General features: G+C 43.4%; 17 protein-coding genes. 4 read left to right on the forward strand and 13 right to left on the reverse strand.

The features are described 5' to 3' along the window. Positions 1 to 138 precede the first annotated feature (138 nt). From F8S12_RS05425 to psaK, 5 genes are all read right to left on the reverse strand, one after another. The gene (locus F8S12_RS05425) at positions 139 to 1611 is read right to left on the reverse strand and encodes an anthranilate synthase component I (protein WP_196515323.1); all 1473 of its coding nucleotides are present in this window, start codon (positions 1609 to 1611) and stop codon (positions 139 to 141) included. An 83-nt stretch (positions 1612 to 1694) separates the two neighbouring features. After that, a complete protein-coding gene (locus tag F8S12_RS05430) occupies positions 1695 to 2615 on the reverse strand; it encodes an energy-coupling factor transporter transmembrane component T family protein (protein WP_196515324.1) in 921 nt (306 codons plus the stop codon). Between the two features lie 144 nt (positions 2616 to 2759). Then, a complete protein-coding gene (gene der, locus F8S12_RS05435; protein ID WP_196515348.1) occupies positions 2760 to 4130 on the reverse strand; it encodes a ribosome biogenesis GTPase Der in 1371 nt (456 codons plus the stop codon). A gap of 198 nt (positions 4131 to 4328) precedes the next feature. After that, complete coding sequence (locus F8S12_RS05440; protein WP_196515325.1) at positions 4329 to 5525, reverse strand: site-2 protease family protein; 1197 nt, start codon at positions 5523 to 5525, stop codon at positions 4329 to 4331. 523 nt (positions 5526 to 6048) lie between these two features. After that, complete coding sequence (psaK, locus tag F8S12_RS05445) at positions 6049 to 6303, reverse strand: photosystem I reaction center subunit PsaK (protein WP_196515326.1); 255 nt, start codon at positions 6301 to 6303, stop codon at positions 6049 to 6051. Positions 6304 to 6424: 121 nt separating this feature from the next. On the opposite strand from psaK, the gene F8S12_RS05450 reads away from it, so the two are divergent. Next, a complete protein-coding gene (locus F8S12_RS05450; RefSeq protein ID WP_196515327.1) occupies positions 6425 to 7069 on the forward strand; it encodes a phosphoribosylanthranilate isomerase in 645 nt (214 codons plus the stop codon). A gap of 50 nt (positions 7070 to 7119) precedes the next feature. On the opposite strand, the gene folE is transcribed toward F8S12_RS05450, so the two are convergent. The 5 genes from folE to F8S12_RS05475 all read right to left on the reverse strand — a co-directional run bounded on the left by folE (position 7120) and on the right by F8S12_RS05475 (position 12078). Then, a complete protein-coding gene (folE, locus tag F8S12_RS05455; protein ID WP_196515328.1) occupies positions 7120 to 7827 on the reverse strand; it encodes a GTP cyclohydrolase I FolE in 708 nt (235 codons plus the stop codon). Between the two features lie 185 nt (positions 7828 to 8012). Next, entirely contained in the window at positions 8013 to 8738 is a 726-nt protein-coding gene (locus F8S12_RS05460; protein WP_196515349.1) for an SDR family oxidoreductase, read from the reverse strand. A gap of 355 nt (positions 8739 to 9093) precedes the next feature. Then, positions 9094 to 10074, reverse strand: coding sequence for an acetyl-CoA carboxylase carboxyltransferase subunit alpha (locus F8S12_RS05465; protein ID WP_196515329.1), 981 nt, complete (start codon positions 10072 to 10074; stop codon positions 9094 to 9096). Positions 10075 to 10187: 113 nt separating this feature from the next. After that, the gene (locus tag F8S12_RS05470) at positions 10188 to 11207 is read right to left on the reverse strand and encodes a long-chain acyl-[acyl-carrier-protein] reductase (protein WP_196515330.1); all 1020 of its coding nucleotides are present in this window, start codon (positions 11205 to 11207) and stop codon (positions 10188 to 10190) included. Between the two features lie 172 nt (positions 11208 to 11379). Next, on the reverse strand, positions 11380 to 12078 hold the full coding sequence (locus F8S12_RS05475; RefSeq protein WP_196515331.1) for an aldehyde oxygenase (deformylating): 699 nt from the start codon (positions 12076 to 12078) through the stop codon (positions 11380 to 11382). A gap of 178 nt (positions 12079 to 12256) precedes the next feature. Between F8S12_RS05475 and F8S12_RS05480 the strand changes: the two genes are divergently transcribed. After that, positions 12257 to 13084, forward strand: coding sequence for a carbohydrate ABC transporter permease (locus F8S12_RS05480; protein ID WP_196515332.1), 828 nt, complete (start codon positions 12257 to 12259; stop codon positions 13082 to 13084). Positions 13085 to 13228: 144 nt separating this feature from the next. Here the strand turns inward: F8S12_RS05480 and F8S12_RS05485 are convergent, their stop codons facing one another. From F8S12_RS05485 to F8S12_RS05495, 3 genes are all read right to left on the reverse strand, one after another. Then, positions 13229 to 13465, reverse strand: coding sequence for a hypothetical protein (locus tag F8S12_RS05485; RefSeq protein ID WP_196515333.1), 237 nt, complete (start codon positions 13463 to 13465; stop codon positions 13229 to 13231). Between the two features lie 285 nt (positions 13466 to 13750). Then, positions 13751 to 14179 carry a hypothetical protein gene (locus F8S12_RS05490; RefSeq protein WP_196515334.1) on the reverse strand — a complete coding sequence of 143 codons (429 nt, stop codon included), beginning with the start codon at positions 14177 to 14179 and terminating at the stop codon, positions 13751 to 13753. Between the two features lie 360 nt (positions 14180 to 14539). Further along, entirely contained in the window at positions 14540 to 15511 is a 972-nt protein-coding gene (locus F8S12_RS05495; protein ID WP_196515335.1) for a M48 family metallopeptidase, read from the reverse strand. A gap of 118 nt (positions 15512 to 15629) precedes the next feature. Here F8S12_RS05495 and F8S12_RS05500 point away from each other — a divergent pair, with 118 nt between their 5' ends. Both F8S12_RS05500 and F8S12_RS05505 read left to right on the forward strand, forming a co-directional pair. Further along, positions 15630 to 17186 carry a helicase C-terminal domain-containing protein gene (locus F8S12_RS05500; RefSeq protein ID WP_196515336.1) on the forward strand — a complete coding sequence of 519 codons (1557 nt, stop codon included), beginning with the start codon at positions 15630 to 15632 and terminating at the stop codon, positions 17184 to 17186. A 169-nt stretch (positions 17187 to 17355) separates the two neighbouring features. Further along, the gene (locus F8S12_RS05505; protein WP_196515337.1) at positions 17356 to 17568 is read left to right on the forward strand and encodes a DUF2839 domain-containing protein; all 213 of its coding nucleotides are present in this window, start codon (positions 17356 to 17358) and stop codon (positions 17566 to 17568) included. Positions 17569 to 18471: the final 903 nt, after the last annotated feature.

The following is an 18471-nucleotide window of genomic DNA, read 5'->3' on the forward strand; positions in this document are numbered from 1 at the left end:
GTGGAGAGTGGGGAGTGGGGAGTGGGGGGAGACAAGGAGAATAACTATGCCCAATACTTCGACTGCGCTCAGTACAAGTGCCCTATTCCCTATTCCCTATTCCCTATTCCCTATTCCCTATTCCCTATTCCCTATTCCCTATTCCCTATTCAGCATTCTCAGGGCTGCCAGTTGTGCCTGAGCTTTGTGCAGAGATTCATACCATTCTTTTTCCGGATCGCTGTCTGCGACAATTCCCGCGCCAACTTGTCCCCAGACGGTGTTGAGTGGGGGGTTCTGAGTCAGGAATTCTTTCCCTGTTCCCCTAGCTTCTTGAGACACGGGAGCTAGTAACAAGGTACGAATTAAGATATTTAAGTCTAAATTACCGCGCCAATCTAAATAGCCGCAGGAACCGTAGAACAAGCTGCGTCGCCAGGGTTCTAATTCTTCAATAATTTCCATGCAACGGACTTTGGGACAGCCTGTAATTGTTCCACCTGGGAACGTGGCGCGAATCAAATCAATGGTAGTTTGATTGTCTTTTAAAGTACCTTTGATGTTGCTGACAAGATGCATCACATGGCTATATCTTTCAATTGTCAGCAATTGGTCAACTGTAACCGTTCCCCATTCACAAACTCGCCCTAAATCATTGCGTTCTAAATCCACCAGCATGATGTGTTCTGCACGTTCTTTGGTGTTGCTGAGTAAATCTTGTGCCAATTGAATATCTTGTTGTGGAGTGGTGCCACGCGATCGCGTCCCAGCGATTGGTCTGGTTTCGGCTTGTCGATTTTGCAACAGTACCAATCGTTCCGGCGAACAACTGATCACTTCTCCCCAAGGCGATCGCCAATAGCTGGCAAAAGGAGAAGGATTGATTTTTTGCAAGGCTTGGTAAATTTCCCAACCTGAAGCCGATGTAGACGCTTGAAATCGCAGGGAAAGATTTGCTTGAAAGATGTCTCCAGCTTGAATATATTTTTTCACCTGGTTTACAGCTGTTTCATAATCTGCTTGCGATGTCAAAAACAGAGGCGGGGAAGAAGACACGGCGAAATTACTCTGTGCGTCTTCTGCCTCGTCTTTCTTTGCTAACTTCTTCTGTAATTCCTCAAGTCCACCCGGATCACTTGCAGCTAGCCAAAGAATTTGTTCTGCGTGATCTAAAACAGCAAAACAATCTGGTTCATACCAAAAAGCTACAGGAAACGGCAGGGGATCAATTTTCTGACGCGGTAACTGTTCAATTTCCCAGGCTACATCGTAGCCTAGCCAACCCAACCAACCACCGGTGAAAGGGAGATGGGGAGGTAGGGGAGATGGGGAAGCAGGGGAAGAAAATACTACCTCATGTCCCGCTACGCCTTGCTGCAACAACTTTTCTAGGAAAGGGAGAACATCTCCTACTTCTGGTGTCCACATCTGTGGAATGCCATCGACTATACGAGGAGCGCCTGCACAGATAGAATATCGGTTAAGTTGGGGATGGTCGATTGGCGTTGGGTAGGGACTTTCCAGTAGGGTAGCAATTCCCGGTGAGGTGATGGGGCGAAACAGGGTAACAAAAACTTCCGAACCTGTGCGCTTTTCTAAAGGTAGCGATCGCCAATACCAAGCCTTGATCATATCTGTTTACAAGCGTTGTCAATAGTTCGTTGACAGTTTTATTTTTCAGCAGGGAGTACAAATAACTATGAATGCTTGCAAAATTAGGTCTTAGTTCCTATAGCCAGGCGCACTCCCCAGAATAAAATTAAAGTTGCAATAGCTAGCCAGTCACGCCCTTTTAATCGTAAATCGTGCCACTGGACTCGATGTTCATTCGGACTGGTAAAACCACGTACCATCATTGCATTCGCCATTTGTTCAGCTCGTAAGAGCAGATTTTCTAACAGTCTCTCTGCGACTGTCATCCAAACCTTGAATGCTCCTTTTAATCCCAGCTTTTTCCAATTAATTGCCCTTGTCATTACGGAGCGAAATAAGTTTTGCACTTCTTCTAAAACCAGGGGAATAAAGCGCAAGGATAAGGTTAAAGTTAAAGCAATTTCTGTGACAGGCCACTTGAAGCGTCGCAGGGGTTGCATCAAGCTTTCTATGCCAGATGTGATTTCTTCTGGTGCGGTTGTCAGCAAATACAGGTTAGTGCTATAAATCACGGTAAATATAATTGTACTCAGGCTTATAGCCAAATCCAAGGAGCGGCGAGTCACTTTGACTGGGCCTGTGTGAAATAGTACGTAGCTGTATTTTTTTTGCTCGTCTACTTGCTTTTGAACAGGATTATTAGAGTTTAATGGCTGGGTTAATATTTGTTCGTTAGCTGGTAGGCGTGGCTGATAATCTACACCAAGTGGATCAGGACTAATGGCTGCGATCGCTAAGACAAAAAACGATAGTATTAACAACCAACCCATTTGCTGTTGCCATACTCGTCGGGGAATCCTGGCCATTAAGGTGGTAATAATCAAAAATACCACTAGCAGCACACGCCAAAAGCTGTTAGCCAAAACATAGCTTGTTAAAAAGCTCATCAACCAAGCAAACTTGACTCGTGGATCGATTTTATGCAGCCAAGTTTGGGGTTGTTCTAAGTAAAGTCCAAGTGGCAGCGATCGCAGTAAATCCATTTTAGAGTTAAGAGTGAGGAGTTAGGAGTTAGGAGTTTTGACTTTAACTCATAACTTTCAATTTGTACCGCTATCAAACTCAAGTCGATAGGGTTATATAGTTAGTAATTTTGACTTTAACTCATAACTCCTCACTCATAACTCCTAACTTAATTTGACGCGAGTTGCTCTATTTACATTACCACTTTCGGCATCACGCACTTTTTTACTCCGCCACAGGATAATCATCGGTGTGCCTTTAAATCCTAGCTGTTGACGGAATTGCCGTTCAATGTAGCGGCGGTAGTTGTCGTTAAAGCGTTTGGCTTCGTTCACAAATAGAGCGATCGTTGGTGGTTGCGTACTCACTTGTGTACCATAATAAATCTTGCCCTGACGCCCACCACGGGATGCTGGCGGCGAATGCCAGCTAACTGCGTCTGTTAAAACTTCGTTAATAACTGATGTGCTGACACGACGTTTGTGTGATTCAGCCGCCGTTTTCACCAACTCTAAAATCTTTTCTACCCGTTGTCCTGACAAAGCACTCACAAAGATTGTTTCTGCCCATTCGGTAAAATGTAACCGTGATTGGAGAGTTTTTTCGTAGTCGTAGATTGTATAAGAGTCTTTTTCGACAGCATCCCACTTATTAACTACGATGATGCAGGCTCGACCTTCATCAATAATCCGCCCAGCTAATTTTTGGTCTTGCTCAGTGACTCCATCTACAGCATCTAGTACCAATAAAACCACGTCAGCGCGGCGAATCGCCTTGAAAGCACGGTTAATACTGAAGAATTCCGTACCGTATTCTATGTGTTTCTTTTTGCGAATCCCGGCGGTGTCAATCAAGCGGTAGGTTTGTCCGTCTCGTTCAATGACAGTATCAATCGCATCGCGGGTTGTGCCAGAAATCGGGCTGACAATTGCCCTTTCTTCGCCGACAAAACTATTGAGTAAGCTTGATTTGCCCACATTCGGACGTCCCACAATTGCCACTTTGATTTCATTAGTGTCTGGGATGTCCTCAGCAGCTGGTATGTGAGTCATTAAGTCGTCGAGTAACTCTCCTGTGCCGCTTCCATGAATTGCGGAGACGGCGTAAGGTTCACCCAATCCTAATTCCCAAAATTCGGCAGCTTGCATTAAGCCTTGTTCTGGGGATTCACATTTATTTACAGTTAGTAGCACGGGTACGGGTTGTTGGCGCAACCATTCGGCAATTTCTAAATCTGCCGATGTGGGGCCTGTTTGACCATCTACTACAAAAATAGCGGCACACGCTTCTGCAAGCGCTGTCATTGCCTGTTGACGAATCAGTGGTAAAAATTCGGTATCATCATTAAAAACTAAACCACCAGTGTCTACCACTAAAAATTCGCGACCATTCCAGAAAGCTGGTAGATAAGTGCGATCGCGTGTCACTCCCGGTTCATCATGGACAATCGCCGTTTGTTCCCCGGCGAGTCGATTAACCAGGGTGGATTTGCCCACATTTGGGCGTCCGATAATTGCAACAATTGGCAGTCCCATAAAACCAGGGTAAGTGAGAGACACAGTATATCACATACCTACATCTTAATCACTTTAAACTTGAAGTTTTCATTTAACAAAAAATAAAAAAGGTAGGCAATCCTACCTTTGACTCAAAAAAAGCATTTTGTAACCAAATACAAAATTAAATATCACACACATTTTTCACAAATAAAAGTGCAAAACTATGACGAAAATTTAATTTGAAGTTGATTTCGCTATGACTCCTAGTTGTAATCCTGGCGGATAACTACCTTCTTCTTTGATGCGTTTAATTTCAACAGATGTTACGGGTAAATTTAACTTTTGCGCCAACGATCGCACAATATCTCCCCGATCAATTACACCAGCTACAGCACCAGCTGGCGAAAGGACGGTAATTCGACGTAACTGCTCATTTTCTAGCTTGTTAATTACCTCAGCTATCAATGTTGATTCCGCAACGGTAGGTATTTCTGTCAAGGGATGCGTGATGCTGTGTACAGTTTTGCTTTCCCATTGACTTCTTTCAATTAAACGCAAATCGTCAATGGGAACCAAACCCCGGTAACGTCCATCAGAAGCAGCAAAATAAACCTGTGATGGGGCGGTTTCTAATAAGTATAAATCGGCAAAGGCACGTAATGTCTGGTCAGCATCAACAACACGAAAGTCACGGGTCATTGCTTCAGCCGCCATTACATCGAGTAAGCTTTCTTGTAATGTAGTCATGCTGTCATAGCTGTTGGCGTTGCGGACAGCAAACCAACCCAACAAAGCAATCCACAAACCAACTACCAATTCTCTTGTAAAGAAATCTACAGCAAATCCTAAAGCGATCGCACTGTAACCCAAAATTTGCCCCGCCTTTGCAGCCCAGTGTACGGCTTGAAAACGATTGCCTGTTATTTGCCATAGTGCTGCTTTTAACACTTGCCCTCCATCTAGAGGTAAGCCAGGAATTAGGTTAAATAGCGCCACAAGCAAGTTAATTCTCGCCAAATCTCCAACCATGACACGGAGGGGATTCGTATCAGGTATCACAATAGTTGCCAGACGGAGGAGGAAAAATAGTATGATACTCACCAAAGGCCCAGCGATCGCTACTTGAAAAGCTTTGAAAGGAGTTTTAGACTCTTCTTCTATGGCAGCGACACCGCCAAACAGAAACAGAGTAATAGAGTTAACTTTAATCCCTTGCGATCGGGCTACCAAGCTATGACCCAACTCATGTAACAAAACTGAACTAAATAGCAGCAGTGCCATAACTATTCCAGCACTCCAAGCTATAATAGTCCCCCATTGTTGATAAGCTACCCCAAAATTAAGGGTTGCCAACCCTAAAATCACAAACCACAACGGGTCTAAAAACAGGGGAATTCCAAATAAAGACCCAATTTTCCAATTTGTTTGCATTACATTGTCCTAAAACTAGATATCCCCAGTAGTTCCTATACTGTAATACTTGGTATATACTTATACATATCCTTCTGAGCATCAATTCGGTAGTGCCGAGTTACGAAATGCTCTTATTTCTAGAATAGACAATTAATGCCTGTAAACAAACTTCTGGAGTGGGAAACAGGGGGAGAAATCTACTTCCTCATCCCCTCATTCCCCTCATCTTGAGTTTGTCAGATTGAAAAAATAAAATTTATAGAACTTAATGTATCCTCAATACGCTTGGGTTAGTGATATTCAGTGTTTGGAGATCCCCCCAACCCCCCTTAAAAAAGGGGGCTAATACCTCTTTTACCCCCTTTTTAAGGGGGTCGCCGGAGGCGGGGGGATCTTAACTGAATCTTATTGCAACAAACCTTGCAACGTGTTGGGTTTCGCTAATGCTCACAAGTTATGTTGCTGGAGAAAGAACCAAAATCGTTTTTGAGAGTTTTGTATTTATCGTGGCGTTAGAATTAACGCCGACGTTATCACAAAACTATAGACGACCGATGTTAGTCAGTCCTAAAACGATACCAACGCCAACAATATGACCAAAAGCCATCGCAGCAACGAATGTTGGAATACTAATCGGTAGAATAGGGAACTTGGGGCCAACTAGGGGTTTTTCGATCCTAGTACTTAGTAAAACCATTATTAAGCTGCTAACGCTGATGATGATTGCTACTGTAGGATTCCACGCGGGTGTTGCGGGAACAGATGCAGATGCTGCTAGTAAAATAGAGGAAATCAAGCTTTTGTCTCCTGAATCGAAAAGTTAATCTAGACCTACAAGATTATAAAATTACAAGGGGCAAAAGTTTTTTAGATAGTTTAGACTTTTTTAATGATTATTTTAAATTTATTAGATTTTCATGCGCGTTAAAATTTGCGGCATTACTCAACCACAACAGTCTATAGCGATCGCCTCTCTAGGCGCAACGGCACTAGGATTTATTTGTGTGCCTACCTCACCTCGCTACGTTACCACATCCCAAATTCGGGCAGCAGTAGCACAACTCCCGGTAAATATTGATACAATTGGTGTTTTTGCCAACGCTAGCATCGCCGAAATAAGTCAGATAGTTGTTGATTCTGGGTTGACTGGTGTCCAGTTACACGGAGATGAATTACCAGATTTTTGCTCCCAGTTACGTCAAGCTTTACCCAATATCGAAATTATTAAAGCACTTAGAATTCGTAATCTTGAGGATCTTGACACAGCAATTGATTACACCAAATACGTAGATACTTTACTACTTGATGCGTACCATCCCGAACAACTGGGTGGTACAGGCAAAACCTTAGATTGGACAATGCTAGAGCAATTTAGCCCCAGTTGTCCTTGGTTTTTAGCAGGAGGGCTAACAGCAGACAATATTGTGGAAGCCCTGAGTCAGGTTAATCCTAGCGGCGTTGATTTATCTAGTGGTGTGGAACGTGCACCTGGGGATAAGGATTTAGATAAAGTAGCACTTCTATTTCAGAGCTTAAAAAATATTAATTTACCTAAAAGTTAGGAGTTAGGAGTTACAAGTTGTGAATTAACTCCTAACTCCTAACTCAGCACTTAAAAAAACGCTGCTTGGTGACGAATCAAATTAAAGAATTCTTCGCGGGTTTTGTGTTCTTCTTGAAACATACCAACCATTGCGCTGGTGACAGTCCAAGAACCTGGTTTCTGGACGCCTCGCATCACCATACACATGTGGCTAGCTTCCATCACAACTGCAACGCCTTGAGGTTCGAGAATAGTTTGAACTGCTTCGGCAATTTGGCGGGTTAGCCTTTCCTGTACTTGCAAGCGGCGGGAATACATCTCAACAATGCGGGCTAGCTTACTCAGACCTACAACTTTTTGGTTGGGGATATAAGCAACGTGCGCTTTACCCATAAATGGCAGCATATGGTGTTCGCACAGACTAAAGAAATTAATATCTCTCACTAGTACCATCTCGCTATGCCCTTCATTAAAAATGGCATCGTTAACGAGTTCTTCAAGAGATTGGTTGTAGCCACTGGTAAGAAACCGCATTGCCTCAGCCACCCGCTTGGGTGTTTTGAGAAGTCCTTCGCGTTCAGGATCTTCTCCGACACCCAATATTAGTGTCCGCACGGCATCCTTCATTTCCTCTAACTGTTCCTCTTTTGGCGGTGACAAATCCACTTGTCGCCCATTGTGAGTATTGCGATCGGGTCTAGGAGTTATGGTTTCTGCTAAGTCGGGAATCAGAGGCGATTGAGAGGAGTTGGAACCGTTGGAACTAGCTATAGTCATGATTCAGTCTTGATTATGATTTGGATTGAGTTATGAGTTGAAAAATTCGGTGTTGCCCAGTTGGAGTATAAATTCAGATGTTAAAACGTGATATATTGAGCCTCAACAAGAATTTTGGGATTAAATAAAATAGTTTTCATGCTTTTATTCAGCGATGCCCAAAATTTGAACTCCTAACTTCACAATTAAAGTGCGCCAGCGCTAGGCATCAGGGTCAATTCATCAATGACTGCCTGTTGTGGTAACAGAACTGTGTGGAGAATTGACTGAGCCACAATTTCCGGGGTTAACATTTTTGAGCGGTCTAAGTTGGCGTGGACAGTCTCAGTGTCCCAAAGTTCGGTATTGACTGCGCCAGGACAGATAACAGTGACCCGAATGCCGTGGGTACGTTCTTCTTGTGCCAGGGTTTGAGAGAGGGCAATCAAACCAGCCTTGCTGACGCTGTATGCTCCCCAATTGGGAAACGGTTGCTTGGCGGCAATTGAAGCGACGTTGATAATTGTGCCTGTAGCCCGATCGCGCATTGAAGGCAAAATCCCCACAATGCACTGAAACACGCTGGTAAGATTCAAGTTAATTACCTGCTGCCAGTCCTCTAAGGGAGTCTCGCCCAAAGTAGCTGTATATGCTATGCCAGCACTGTTTACCAGAATGTCTATCTCACCAAAGTCAAGGGCGATCACTTGGATATTTTCTTGTACTTGGGAGATCAGCGCTAGATCCACCGCGTAAGCTTTCGCTTCCACTCCAGTATGCTGTACAGCCTCTCTTACCGCCTCTAACTTATCCAAGGAACGACTGACTAAGGCGACATCTATTCCCGCTTTCGCAAAGGCTAAAGCGGTTGCTTTCCCAATTCCACTACTTGCCCCAGTAATCAGGGCGCGTCGTTTTTGCTCAAAACTCATGGTGTCTCCCAATTTTTTGGCAGTTCCCAAAGTCTATTACCACCCAATTATTCTCGCTTCTCGATTTGGATAGATTAAAGGAATCTAAAAATCTGATGATTTCCATTAAGTAACTGCTACTGTGCAGTGCAATGATTGGTATATTGTGGGTTTTTCCAGTGAAGACAACATAATCATCGCCTGGAAAATTACGCCGTATACTCAAACAAGATTACTTAAAAACACAAAACCTACTCAATTTGATTGAGTAGATTTGCCAAACATGCAAATGCCTATGGCTAGATTGTTAAAAATCTTTAAGCACATAGGCAATTATAGCATTACTGTGCAGTTGAGCAATGATTATGCAGCGTTGTTAATGGGCAGCTTCTGTAAAAACACCAATTTTGCGGAATTTTTCATACCGTAGTTGGCGACGTTCTGGAGCAGTTAAACGATTGAGGTCGTCCAAATTTTCCAACAACACTTGCTTGAGAATATTAGCGGCTTTTAAAGGATCGGCATGAGCGCCACCAGTGGGTTCAGGCAATATTTGGTCAATAATTCCCAACTTTTTCAGGTCATGGGAAATAATTTTTAGAGCAACAGCAGCTTGGGGAGCTTTCGCAGCATCTTTCCACAAAATCGCGGCACAGGCTTCGGGTGTAGCAACGGTATAAACTGAGTGTTCAAACATGAGCAGGCGATCGCCTACACCAATACCAAGTGCGCCACCAGAACCGCCTTCACCAATGACTGTGCAGATAATGGGTACATCCAGGCAAAACATTTCTCGCAAGTTATAAGCGATCGCCTCTCCTTGGCCTTGATGTTCTGCTTCCACGCCAGACCAAGCTCCCGGCGTGTCGATAAAAGTTAGTATCGGCATACTAAACTTGTTGGCGTGTTCCATCAACCGCATCGCCTTGCGGTAGCCCCCAGGGTAAGGCATTCCAAAGTTACGAGCAATATTGTCTTTGGTATCACGACCTTTTTGATGACCTAACATCACCACAGGTTGCCCACTCAGACGGCCGATACCACCAACTAAAGCCGGATCATCACCACCACAGCGATCGCCATGCAATTCCATCCATTCATCACTGATTGCTTGAATGTAATCGAGAGTACTGGGGCGACGCGGATGACGAGCGACTTGCAATTGCTGAGACGGTGATAGACTACTGAAAATTTCCTCACGCAGTTGCATGGCACGCGCTTCTAGCTGACGAATTTGGCCAGAAACATCAACACCATTTTCTTCTGCAAGTTGCCGAATTTGATCAATTCGGGTTGCGAGTTCTGCTAGGGGCTTTTCAAAATCCAACAGTAGCGGTTTACGTTCGGTAGTTGCCATAGTTAGGGGATAGGGGATAGGGAATAGGGAATAGGGAATAGGGAATATTATGTATTGAGGATGAGGTTAAAACTGCTTCTCAGTCACCTGTCACCTATTCCCTGTCCCTGTCTTTAAACCAGCAGTGGTCTAAATCCATGTTTAATTGACACCCGACCAATCTGCTCCATTTTGTCTACGGTAATCTGATTACGTCCCCACGAAAAGTTCGTGTACAACTTCTCAAACTCCAGTAGCATTGATTCGGCAAAACAAGCAAACAACTGGCGTGCTGGCACGTCCATATTGACTATTTTCATGATTTTCCAGTCAATATCCAGGGAATGCTCTACAATTCCACCATTTAACACGTATACACCAGGATGTTGAATTTTCGTTGCTAAATTTTTAGGATAACCACCATCAATCAATAGACAAGGTTGTTTCAAAACTGTGGGTTCAATTTCCATGCCTTTGGGCATACTGGCAACCCAAACTACAACATCAGCTTGGGGTAGTGCTTCGCTCAAAGCCATGATTTTTCCCCGTCCCAGTTCAGCTTGCAATTCTTTGAGACGTTCTTGATCGCGGGCTATTAACAAAAGTTCTTTGACATCTGTTTTTGCATCTAGCCAGCGTGTAACTGCACTGCCAATATCCCCAGTTGCCCCACATATAGCAACAGTCGCTTTTGATAGATCAATTCCTAGTTGTTTTGACGCTTCTTCCACCTGCTTACAAATAATGTAGGCAGTGTGGGTGTTTCCTGTGGTGAAGCGTTCAAACTCTAGTTTAATGTTGCGGACTTGGCTAAACTGCTCTAACTTAAAGTTTTCAAAAATAATTGAGGAAAATCCGCCTAAAGCTGTGATGTTAATGCCATGTTTCTGTGCATGGGCCATGGCGTTGAGGATTTTGCGCGTTGCGGCTTTGATGCGGCGAGTCGCTAGCATCTCCGGCAAAAAGCAAGATTCTACATACCGTCCTTCAATTTTCTGCCCAGTGATACTGGTGACAATAATGGTATCGACAATTTGCGGCGGGGCGCTGCACCAAAAGTCTAGCCCTTGATCGGCATATTCTGGATATCCCAATTCTTGGGCTACCGCTTGAGCGTGTTCCAAACTAGTCAAATGTCCAATTAGACCAAACATGTAGTGATTATTAGGCTTATGCTGCCTCGATCGCGTGGAATTGAAGTGGTTCAGCAGTGCTGAGTGCTGAGTTGAGTGCTGAGACGGTATTTAGGTAAAAAAGAAGCAATTAGTATTCAGATAATTTCTTCATTCTTCACTCCTAACTCAGCACTCACAACTCAGTACTTTTTTAAGCGGCTATGAGTCCGTAGGCTGACAAGCGCATGATGTCGCGGGTTGTGAAGCCGATATTACTCAGTGCTTCACCGTACTGAATCATAAAGTCTTCTACCAAAGCATCTTTTTCCATTGCCATTGTATGAGCATCACCCTCTACTTTGTTCAGCATTCGCCAAACGATGGGAAGGTTTTGGCGATTTGCTTGCTCTAGTTCAGCTTTGGATTCTGTAAAGTGTTCTTTCAACCAAACTTCTCCAAAGTTGAGATGGCTATATTCTTCTTTTACCACTCCCTCGGTGATTTTACGGGCAAAATCATCAGCGACAGGGATGTAAATGTTATAGGCTGCGATCGCAAAACATTCAATAATTAAAGACTGAATCAATAAGCAAGTGACAACTTTCTGTTCTGCGGCCGCTGTTTGGAAATTTTGGTGTAGTCCAGAGAAAAACTCCTTGGCAAATTCCAGGTCTGGAGTTACTTGTAAATTTCGCCCACAAGCTTCAAATCCTTTTTTGTGGCGACTTTCCATTTTGGATAGGCGAATCAATTCATCTTCAGATTCCGGCAGCAGTTGGGCTAGTGTGATGTAATTGTCATGGGCTTCTTGTTCGCCTTCAATTACGATCGCATTAATCCGGCTATAAGCATCTTTGTATGTTTCGCTCTTGAAATCTAATTCTTTAAATTGGTCTGTAAGCTGCTGCATGGTATGTTTACTCCTGTAAACCTGAATTATTTGACACCAGGATTTAATTTACCGTATGAACTGAGGGTAATAATCACTATGGTTTAATTTAACTTAACAAGTAACTATATTTATAGATTAACTGTTGCTGGGGGTGATGCTCTAGTACTAGCAAAATAAATACTTTGCAGTTTAATTCATGTCCAAACCAAATTGGAATCTAAAATCTGGCAATTTTTTGAGCCTAGTAGTGTTAGTGCTAGGGGCGTTTATCGTTCTACTACCGTTGTTTGTGGTCTTTCTCACCTCCTTTGCACCGACTATCGCAAGCCCGGAAGATTTGTCTAAAAATAACTGGTCTTTAGCTAATTATCGCGTTGCCTGGCAGCAGGGAAAATTTTTGCTGGCGTTTGCTAATTCTACCTTGGTAGCGATCGCTGTGACGGCGTTTCAAATTGTCACTTCCGCTTTGGCTGGTTACGCCCTCGCACGGCTAAAGTTTCGAGGCCGCCAAGCACTGCTATTGGTTGTCTTAGCAACCTTGGTGATTCCCTTTCAGTTATTGGTGATTCCCATCTTCTTGGTTTTGAAGTGGGGACACCTGATTAATACTTATGGGGCGCTAATTTTACCCACTGCTGTCAACGGCTTTGGCATTTTCTTGCTCCGTCAATATTTCCAGACAATTCCTGTAGAGTTAGAGGAAGCCGCAGCCATAGACGGGGCGAACCGTCTGCAAATTTTGTGGCGGGTGATGTTACCTCTAGCCCGTCCAGCGTTGGTGACGCTGTTTTTGTTCACCTTTATTGGCGAATGGAATGATTTGTTTAAACCTTTGGTATTTACGACACGACCAGAATTGAGGACGGTGCAGCTGGCGTTGGCTGAGTTTCAGGAGCAATTTACGAATAATTGGCCTTTGATGATGGCGGCGGTAACAATAGCGACAGTTCCAGTGATGGTATTATTTCTCATCGGTCAGCGCCAGTTTATTCAGGGTATTGCCACGACGGGGATTAAGAATTGATCCCAATTCTTGGATTGATAGGAATTAGTGCGGTTCTCGTTTACGTGAGATACACCAGTAGGGACACGGCAGTGCCCATTGGTGTCAACTTAAGCCAAAATCCCTTTCAAACCTCGTTTCTAGCCTCTGGCTAGAAATGCTTGCTCATTGCGGCTCTGCCGCAAGTCTTGAGGCGGAGCCTCCCGTAGGCATTCCCAGTCGGAGACTGGGAACGAGACAACGGATCGGTTTCATCAACAAACTGATCGGTTTCATCAACAAACTGATCGGTTTCATCAACAAACCGATCAGTTTCATCAACAAACCGATCAGTTTCATCAACAAACCGATCAGTTTCATCAACAAACCGATCAGTTTCATCAACAAACCGATCAGTTTCATCAACAACGCTATTATTTTGCGCTAAACACTGACTTCACTATCAATACGGTTCGGTTAAGGGAAGAGACGCGATAAATCGCCGTCTTTGTGATTTAGGGTCTGTCATCAAAAAACCTTATCCGAACCGTATTGACTTCACTATTATATTAAATACTAAACTGTAAAAATTGTCCTGTACTACAATGTAGCTTTAGTAAGTCAAACTAGCTCTAAAGCAAAATGATCGGAATACATTTTTTCTCTCCTGCCTTCTGTATCCTGCCTCCTGCCTTTTTCAGAAAACATTTATTTATGTATTGTTTTTAGCGAGTGCTTAGATGAAATCGCTTTCATTTTCAAGTTTGTAAATTGAACGATCGCCTTTACCAATTCTTGCTGTTCTGGTTGCAAATTCAATCTTTCTAAGGCTTGATTGATATTATTACCAGCGCGGAGGTTATGACTAAGTTTGGTACGTTGCGATGTGTTTAATACTGCCTGAATTTCCTTGTTTCTTCTCTGACGCACAGACTGGAGTTCTTGGCGTTGTAAGGGAGTTAAGTTAATCTCCGACAATGAAGTAGAGTCGCTTACAGTTTTAATAGTTTGGGCGAAAATAATCCCAGAAGTAGTATTGAATTGAACGGGTGCAGCTAAGACAATTCCTGGCATGAAGAGGACAATAGCAAGAATAGTAGCGAACACAGAAAGCCGTTTTATCAGGTGAATTACCATATTGATAAATGCCTACATCTAATTTAATGCTGAGATATAGTTAGCGCGATGTGCGACTTATTCTTAAAACCCCTCTCCAAACCTCTCCCCGCTTCGGGGAGAGGCTTTAAGTCTTGCTCCCCTTCCCTACAAGGGAAGGGGCTGGGGGTTAGGTTTGAGAGAAAGCTGCACACCGCGTTAGTTAAGCAATTTTCAAGTCTTAATTTTGAATCTGGGATTTATCCCACCCCAATCAGACGATACCACTAAGATTATTGTAGAGTGGACACTGTTCACTGATATTGAAATCTCGATTTTGATGCTTATGCTAGTGTCCACCTGATGATTATTGCTCCTTAATTACGAATTACGAATTACGAATTACGAATTATTATCACTCCTTCTCATTCTGTCAATTTCTCGTTGTAATTCTTCAATTTGCCGCCGCAAATTTTCTGTTTCATTTTCGGAAGATTCGGCTGTAACATTTACTGCTCCAGAGGCAGGCGATCGCTGATAATTTCCGCGGCGAATTTGCTGGTATTCTTCGGATACGGCCCACGCCCGTAAATAATGCAAACGTTCAACTGGGAAAGGATGGCTCAACATCATACCTTGAGCGCCGTTGTATATCAAGAATTTATACACCTGATTTAGTCCATCTTCATCCAATGCCTGATAATTTTCTGACTGTTTGATAAACTCTTGTAAACTACATTCATTGGCATATTTGTTACTACCACCAGAAAGTTTCATCATCGTTGACATCACCGGATTCAAGTCATCCATCACCAGTAGGGCGGCACGATCTGACGATAACTCGGCTTTACGCCGCCACTCAAAAAAGGCGTAAATCAAGCCTTGTGTTACAAAATTGCCGATGCCGAAGGTCAATTCTCCCAAGACAGAAGCAGCACTCATCACCCACATCGCCATTTGAATTAAAATAGTATGACCACATTTAATATGCCCCAGTTCATGGGCTATCACTGTCCGAATCTCGGCTTCATCTAGTAATTCTAGTATCCCTGTATTTATTACTATGTAAGGATTCTCTTGCCCCAGGGCATAGCTATTTGCTTGGGGATTTTGCGAGACAAACAGTGCCGGTTCTGGGTAAATGTCCAAATCCCGGACGCATTCCCGAAATATCTGGTAAACAGTGGAATACTGACGCGGCCCGACTTGGATAGTGTTACCCATTAGATAAACTAATTGAGGGCGTTCGTAGACAAATTCCACAAATTTACGAGCGATTAAATCAAATCCCGGTAAATTTCGTAAAGCTTGCTCGGCTTGGTGATCTAGGGGATGCCTGAAGGCTTCGCTGGAAATTCCTGTGTAAGTTGGCATAATTTAGGGTAATTGGTGATTGGTCATTGGGCATTAGTTTTGGACTAATGAGAAAGAGCAACATAATAGAAATGGGGCAATTGGAAGTAAAAGTCACTTTGTATGGAATTAAAAGCGTGTGATTGAAGCAGAAGTTCATTTGTCACTACATAACTTTTTGCGATCGCAAGCGGGGTTCCCTTCCTGGCCCCATCATTTGACGATGGCACGGTTGGTAGCACGCGCCTTGCGCCTGGGACGTAGCGCCTTAATTCAAGTCGGGGCGGTTTGCGGCTATCAAGGGCGGTATCGTACTAGTTTCGTAGCATCAGCATTGATGTGGCATGGCCCTGTAATCATTGTTGCTCAAGAAGCGGTGCAACAACTTCTGCTGCGGGTAGAAATTCCCCGGTTACAGCAGTGGCTACCAGCCAACAAACCGATTAGGACAGGTGATGCTTGGCCTGATGCTGAGTTTCAAGGGCTACTGTTAACCTCCCCAGAAGCTTGGTTAAAAGGACAATTTGCTGGTGGCTCTTGCTTTCCCCAAGGCATTCCCACAATTATTGATGGAGTAGATGATCTCGAAGATTGGGTGCGTCATCAGCTCACTCAAGATATTCAACCCCATGATTGGGATCAACTCATGCTAGCTTGCCCAAACCAAGCTGAGGCAATTCGTGAAGCACGCATACAACTGACACACGAACTTTTTCAGCATCCTGCTAATCCCTATGAGTGCTATCTAATTTCTCAGCCAGAAATAGAAATTTTAAGCCGTCTGTATTTGGCTTTGGATCAAGCTAACCTCCCAGATACTTGGAAACATTTCTGGCAGCAATTTCAAAGCCTTGATGAAAATCTTCCCTCCCCTGCCCCCCCTCCTCTCTTCTGGGCGACTATTGCTCATCGGCAAGGTTTATTTTCTCTACACTACGCCCCAATTGAATTAGACGAAATACTCTCGCCCATTTGGCAGCGACAACCAGTAGTTTTAATTGGCAGTGCTATAGAATCGGAAACTGAAGCTCCCCTCTTCCGACAGCGCTTCGGTTTGGACGATTTAACTTGCTTGAAGTTTTCCTCGGAAAGTCAAGCGGAAGCAATTCAATTATATGTACCTTATAAGTTGCCCCTACCCAACACGCCAGAATTTCAAGCGGCGTTTATTCACAAAGTCCGCACGCTGGTTTGTCTGAGTGCTACAGCACCAGGACTAACGCTTGTCTTGGTGGGGGATGTACCACTCAAGTCTCAAGTTGGAGCAATTCTAGCCTCAGAGTTTGGTTCGCGGGTGCAAGTAGAAAAAACTTGTTTAGATGAGAATGGTATTTTGATTAGCGGTTGGGAGTTTTGGCGAGAACATCAACGAGTCTTGCCCACACCTCATCTGTTAATTATTGCTACTTTGCCCCTACCATCTTTGGAAAATCCCCTAGTAGCTGGTAGGGTAGCTTACTATAAGCGATCGCATCAAGATTGGTTCCGTTTATACTTGTTGCCAGCAGCTTTGAATGAATTACAACGCGCGATCGCTCCAGTCAGAGAAAGTCAAGGAATCGTAGCTTTGCTTGATAGTCGTGTCGTTTACCGTAGTTACGGCGCTCAAATTCTCTCTGCTTTAAGTCCTCTGGCACGCATTAACTATCTCGATCCCAATCTGTTTTCTAATACTGATGAGGAAAATTCCGCTTAAAGTCATTCATCAATGCCCAATGCCCCATGCCCCATGCCCCATGCCCAATTTAAATTTTGTCAACCAAAGTGCGATCGGTTAAAAGCAAGTACTATTATCAGCTTATAGTTAGAGATGTGATTCCTGGCAAGCTAAATTTAGAACCTAAGTAGAATTTGAATTGCTGATTATGGGTGAAGCAAAGCGTCGTAAAACCTCACTAGGGGAAACATACGGTCAAGAGACTCGGATCTTGCCTTGGGTTCCCATCACAAAAACTCAAGCCGAACTATTTGTCACTTGGACTACTCGCGGTGCCTGGATAGGTATTGGCGTTATGGTTGTAGCATGGGCAACTATCCGTTTTATCGGCCCAGCTTTCGGTTGGTGGCAAGTATTCTGATAAAATCCAATAAATTTGTAAATACTTAGCGGAGCGAAACCCAACTTATACAGGACTTACGCACTTAAGGGACTTCCAAATAAAAAATATCCAAAAATTTCTTGTGGTGCGGGCATCTTGCCCGCTAATCACCAAGGACGGGCAAGATGCCATTGGTGTCAACTTAACGTAAAAACCAGTCTAGATAATGCTTTTAGAGATTGTCTCGTTCCCAGTCTCCGACTGGGAATGCATAACGGGAGGCTCCGCCTCAAGACTTGCGGCAGAGCCGCGATGAGCAGCATTTCTAGCCAGAGGCTAGAAACGAGGTTTAAAAGGGATTTAAGCTTAAGTTGACACCAATGGCAAGATGCCCATCCCACAAGATGGAATAATTTATTTTCTGGTGTTCCCTAAAACCTGGAACCTTTATCCTCCCTAAAAATAGGGAATCTTAAGAGCTAATTTTTTAAGCGGTTTGTTGGATTTTTTGTACGTAAGTCCTAGATATACAAAATTTTCAAACGTTGGTTTACCCTATGTAATTCAAAGCAATCCATATCTGGAGAAATTACTTTTCAAATTTATATAATAAATAATCATTCAAGAAAAACAAATTATTGAAATAAATTATATATAGATTTAATTAGGCAAAATCCAACTAAGATACATGTTTTTCTAGCTTTTAGAGTTTTGATTTATTTAAGATGCTATTTACGACTCTTTCCAGAGAAGCACTATTTAAATTTTAAATATTATTGATTAACAGAACTCATCAAAATATACCGTCTTGCCTTTAGATACTGGCTACACTAGAGATGCTACTGCAATGCTGAGTTTTTACAAAAGCTCATAAACTAAACCCCTTGGCAGATTTACCCAGATTTTACCTTAACAAACAGCTATACCCTTGAGAATACACAA

The sequence above is a fragment of the Nostoc sp. WHI genome, from assembly GCF_015714725.1.
In the GTDB taxonomy this organism is placed as follows: domain Bacteria; phylum Cyanobacteriota; class Cyanobacteriia; order Cyanobacteriales; family Nostocaceae; genus Nostoc.

Coding starts and splice junctions, on each gene's coding strand:
- F8S12_RS05470 (WP_196515330.1), bottom strand. CDS start 11,207: ATGTTTGGTCTAATTGGACATTTGACTAGTTTGGAACACGCTCAAGCG.
- F8S12_RS05475 (WP_196515331.1), bottom strand. CDS start 12,078: ATGCAGCAGCTTACAGACCAATTTAAAGAATTAGATTTCAAGAGCGAA.
- F8S12_RS05425 (WP_196515323.1), bottom strand. CDS start 1,611: ATGATCAAGGCTTGGTATTGGCGATCGCTACCTTTAGAAAAGCGCACA.
- F8S12_RS05485 (WP_196515333.1), bottom strand. CDS start 13,465: ATGAAACTGATCGGTTTGTTGATGAAACTGATCGGTTTGTTGATGAAA.
- F8S12_RS05490 (WP_196515334.1), bottom strand. CDS start 14,179: ATGGTAATTCACCTGATAAAACGGCTTTCTGTGTTCGCTACTATTCTT.
- F8S12_RS05465 (WP_196515329.1), bottom strand. CDS start 10,074: ATGGCAACTACCGAACGTAAACCGCTACTGTTGGATTTTGAAAAGCCC.
- F8S12_RS05440 (WP_196515325.1), bottom strand. CDS start 5,525: ATGCAAACAAATTGGAAAATTGGGTCTTTATTTGGAATTCCCCTGTTT.
- folE (WP_196515328.1), bottom strand. CDS start 7,827: ATGACTATAGCTAGTTCCAACGGTTCCAACTCCTCTCAATCGCCTCTG.
- F8S12_RS05495 (WP_196515335.1), bottom strand. CDS start 15,511: ATGCCAACTTACACAGGAATTTCCAGCGAAGCCTTCAGGCATCCCCTA.
- F8S12_RS05460 (WP_196515349.1), bottom strand. CDS start 8,738: ATGAGTTTTGAGCAAAAACGACGCGCCCTGATTACTGGGGCAAGTAGT.
- F8S12_RS05480 (WP_196515332.1), top strand. CDS start 12,257: ATGTCCAAACCAAATTGGAATCTAAAATCTGGCAATTTTTTGAGCCTA.
- F8S12_RS05430 (WP_196515324.1), bottom strand. CDS start 2,615: ATGGATTTACTGCGATCGCTGCCACTTGGACTTTACTTAGAACAACCC.
- F8S12_RS05505 (WP_196515337.1), top strand. CDS start 17,356: ATGGGTGAAGCAAAGCGTCGTAAAACCTCACTAGGGGAAACATACGGT.
- F8S12_RS05450 (WP_196515327.1), top strand. CDS start 6,425: ATGCGCGTTAAAATTTGCGGCATTACTCAACCACAACAGTCTATAGCG.
- der (WP_196515348.1), bottom strand. CDS start 4,130: ATGGGACTGCCAATTGTTGCAATTATCGGACGCCCAAATGTGGGCAAA.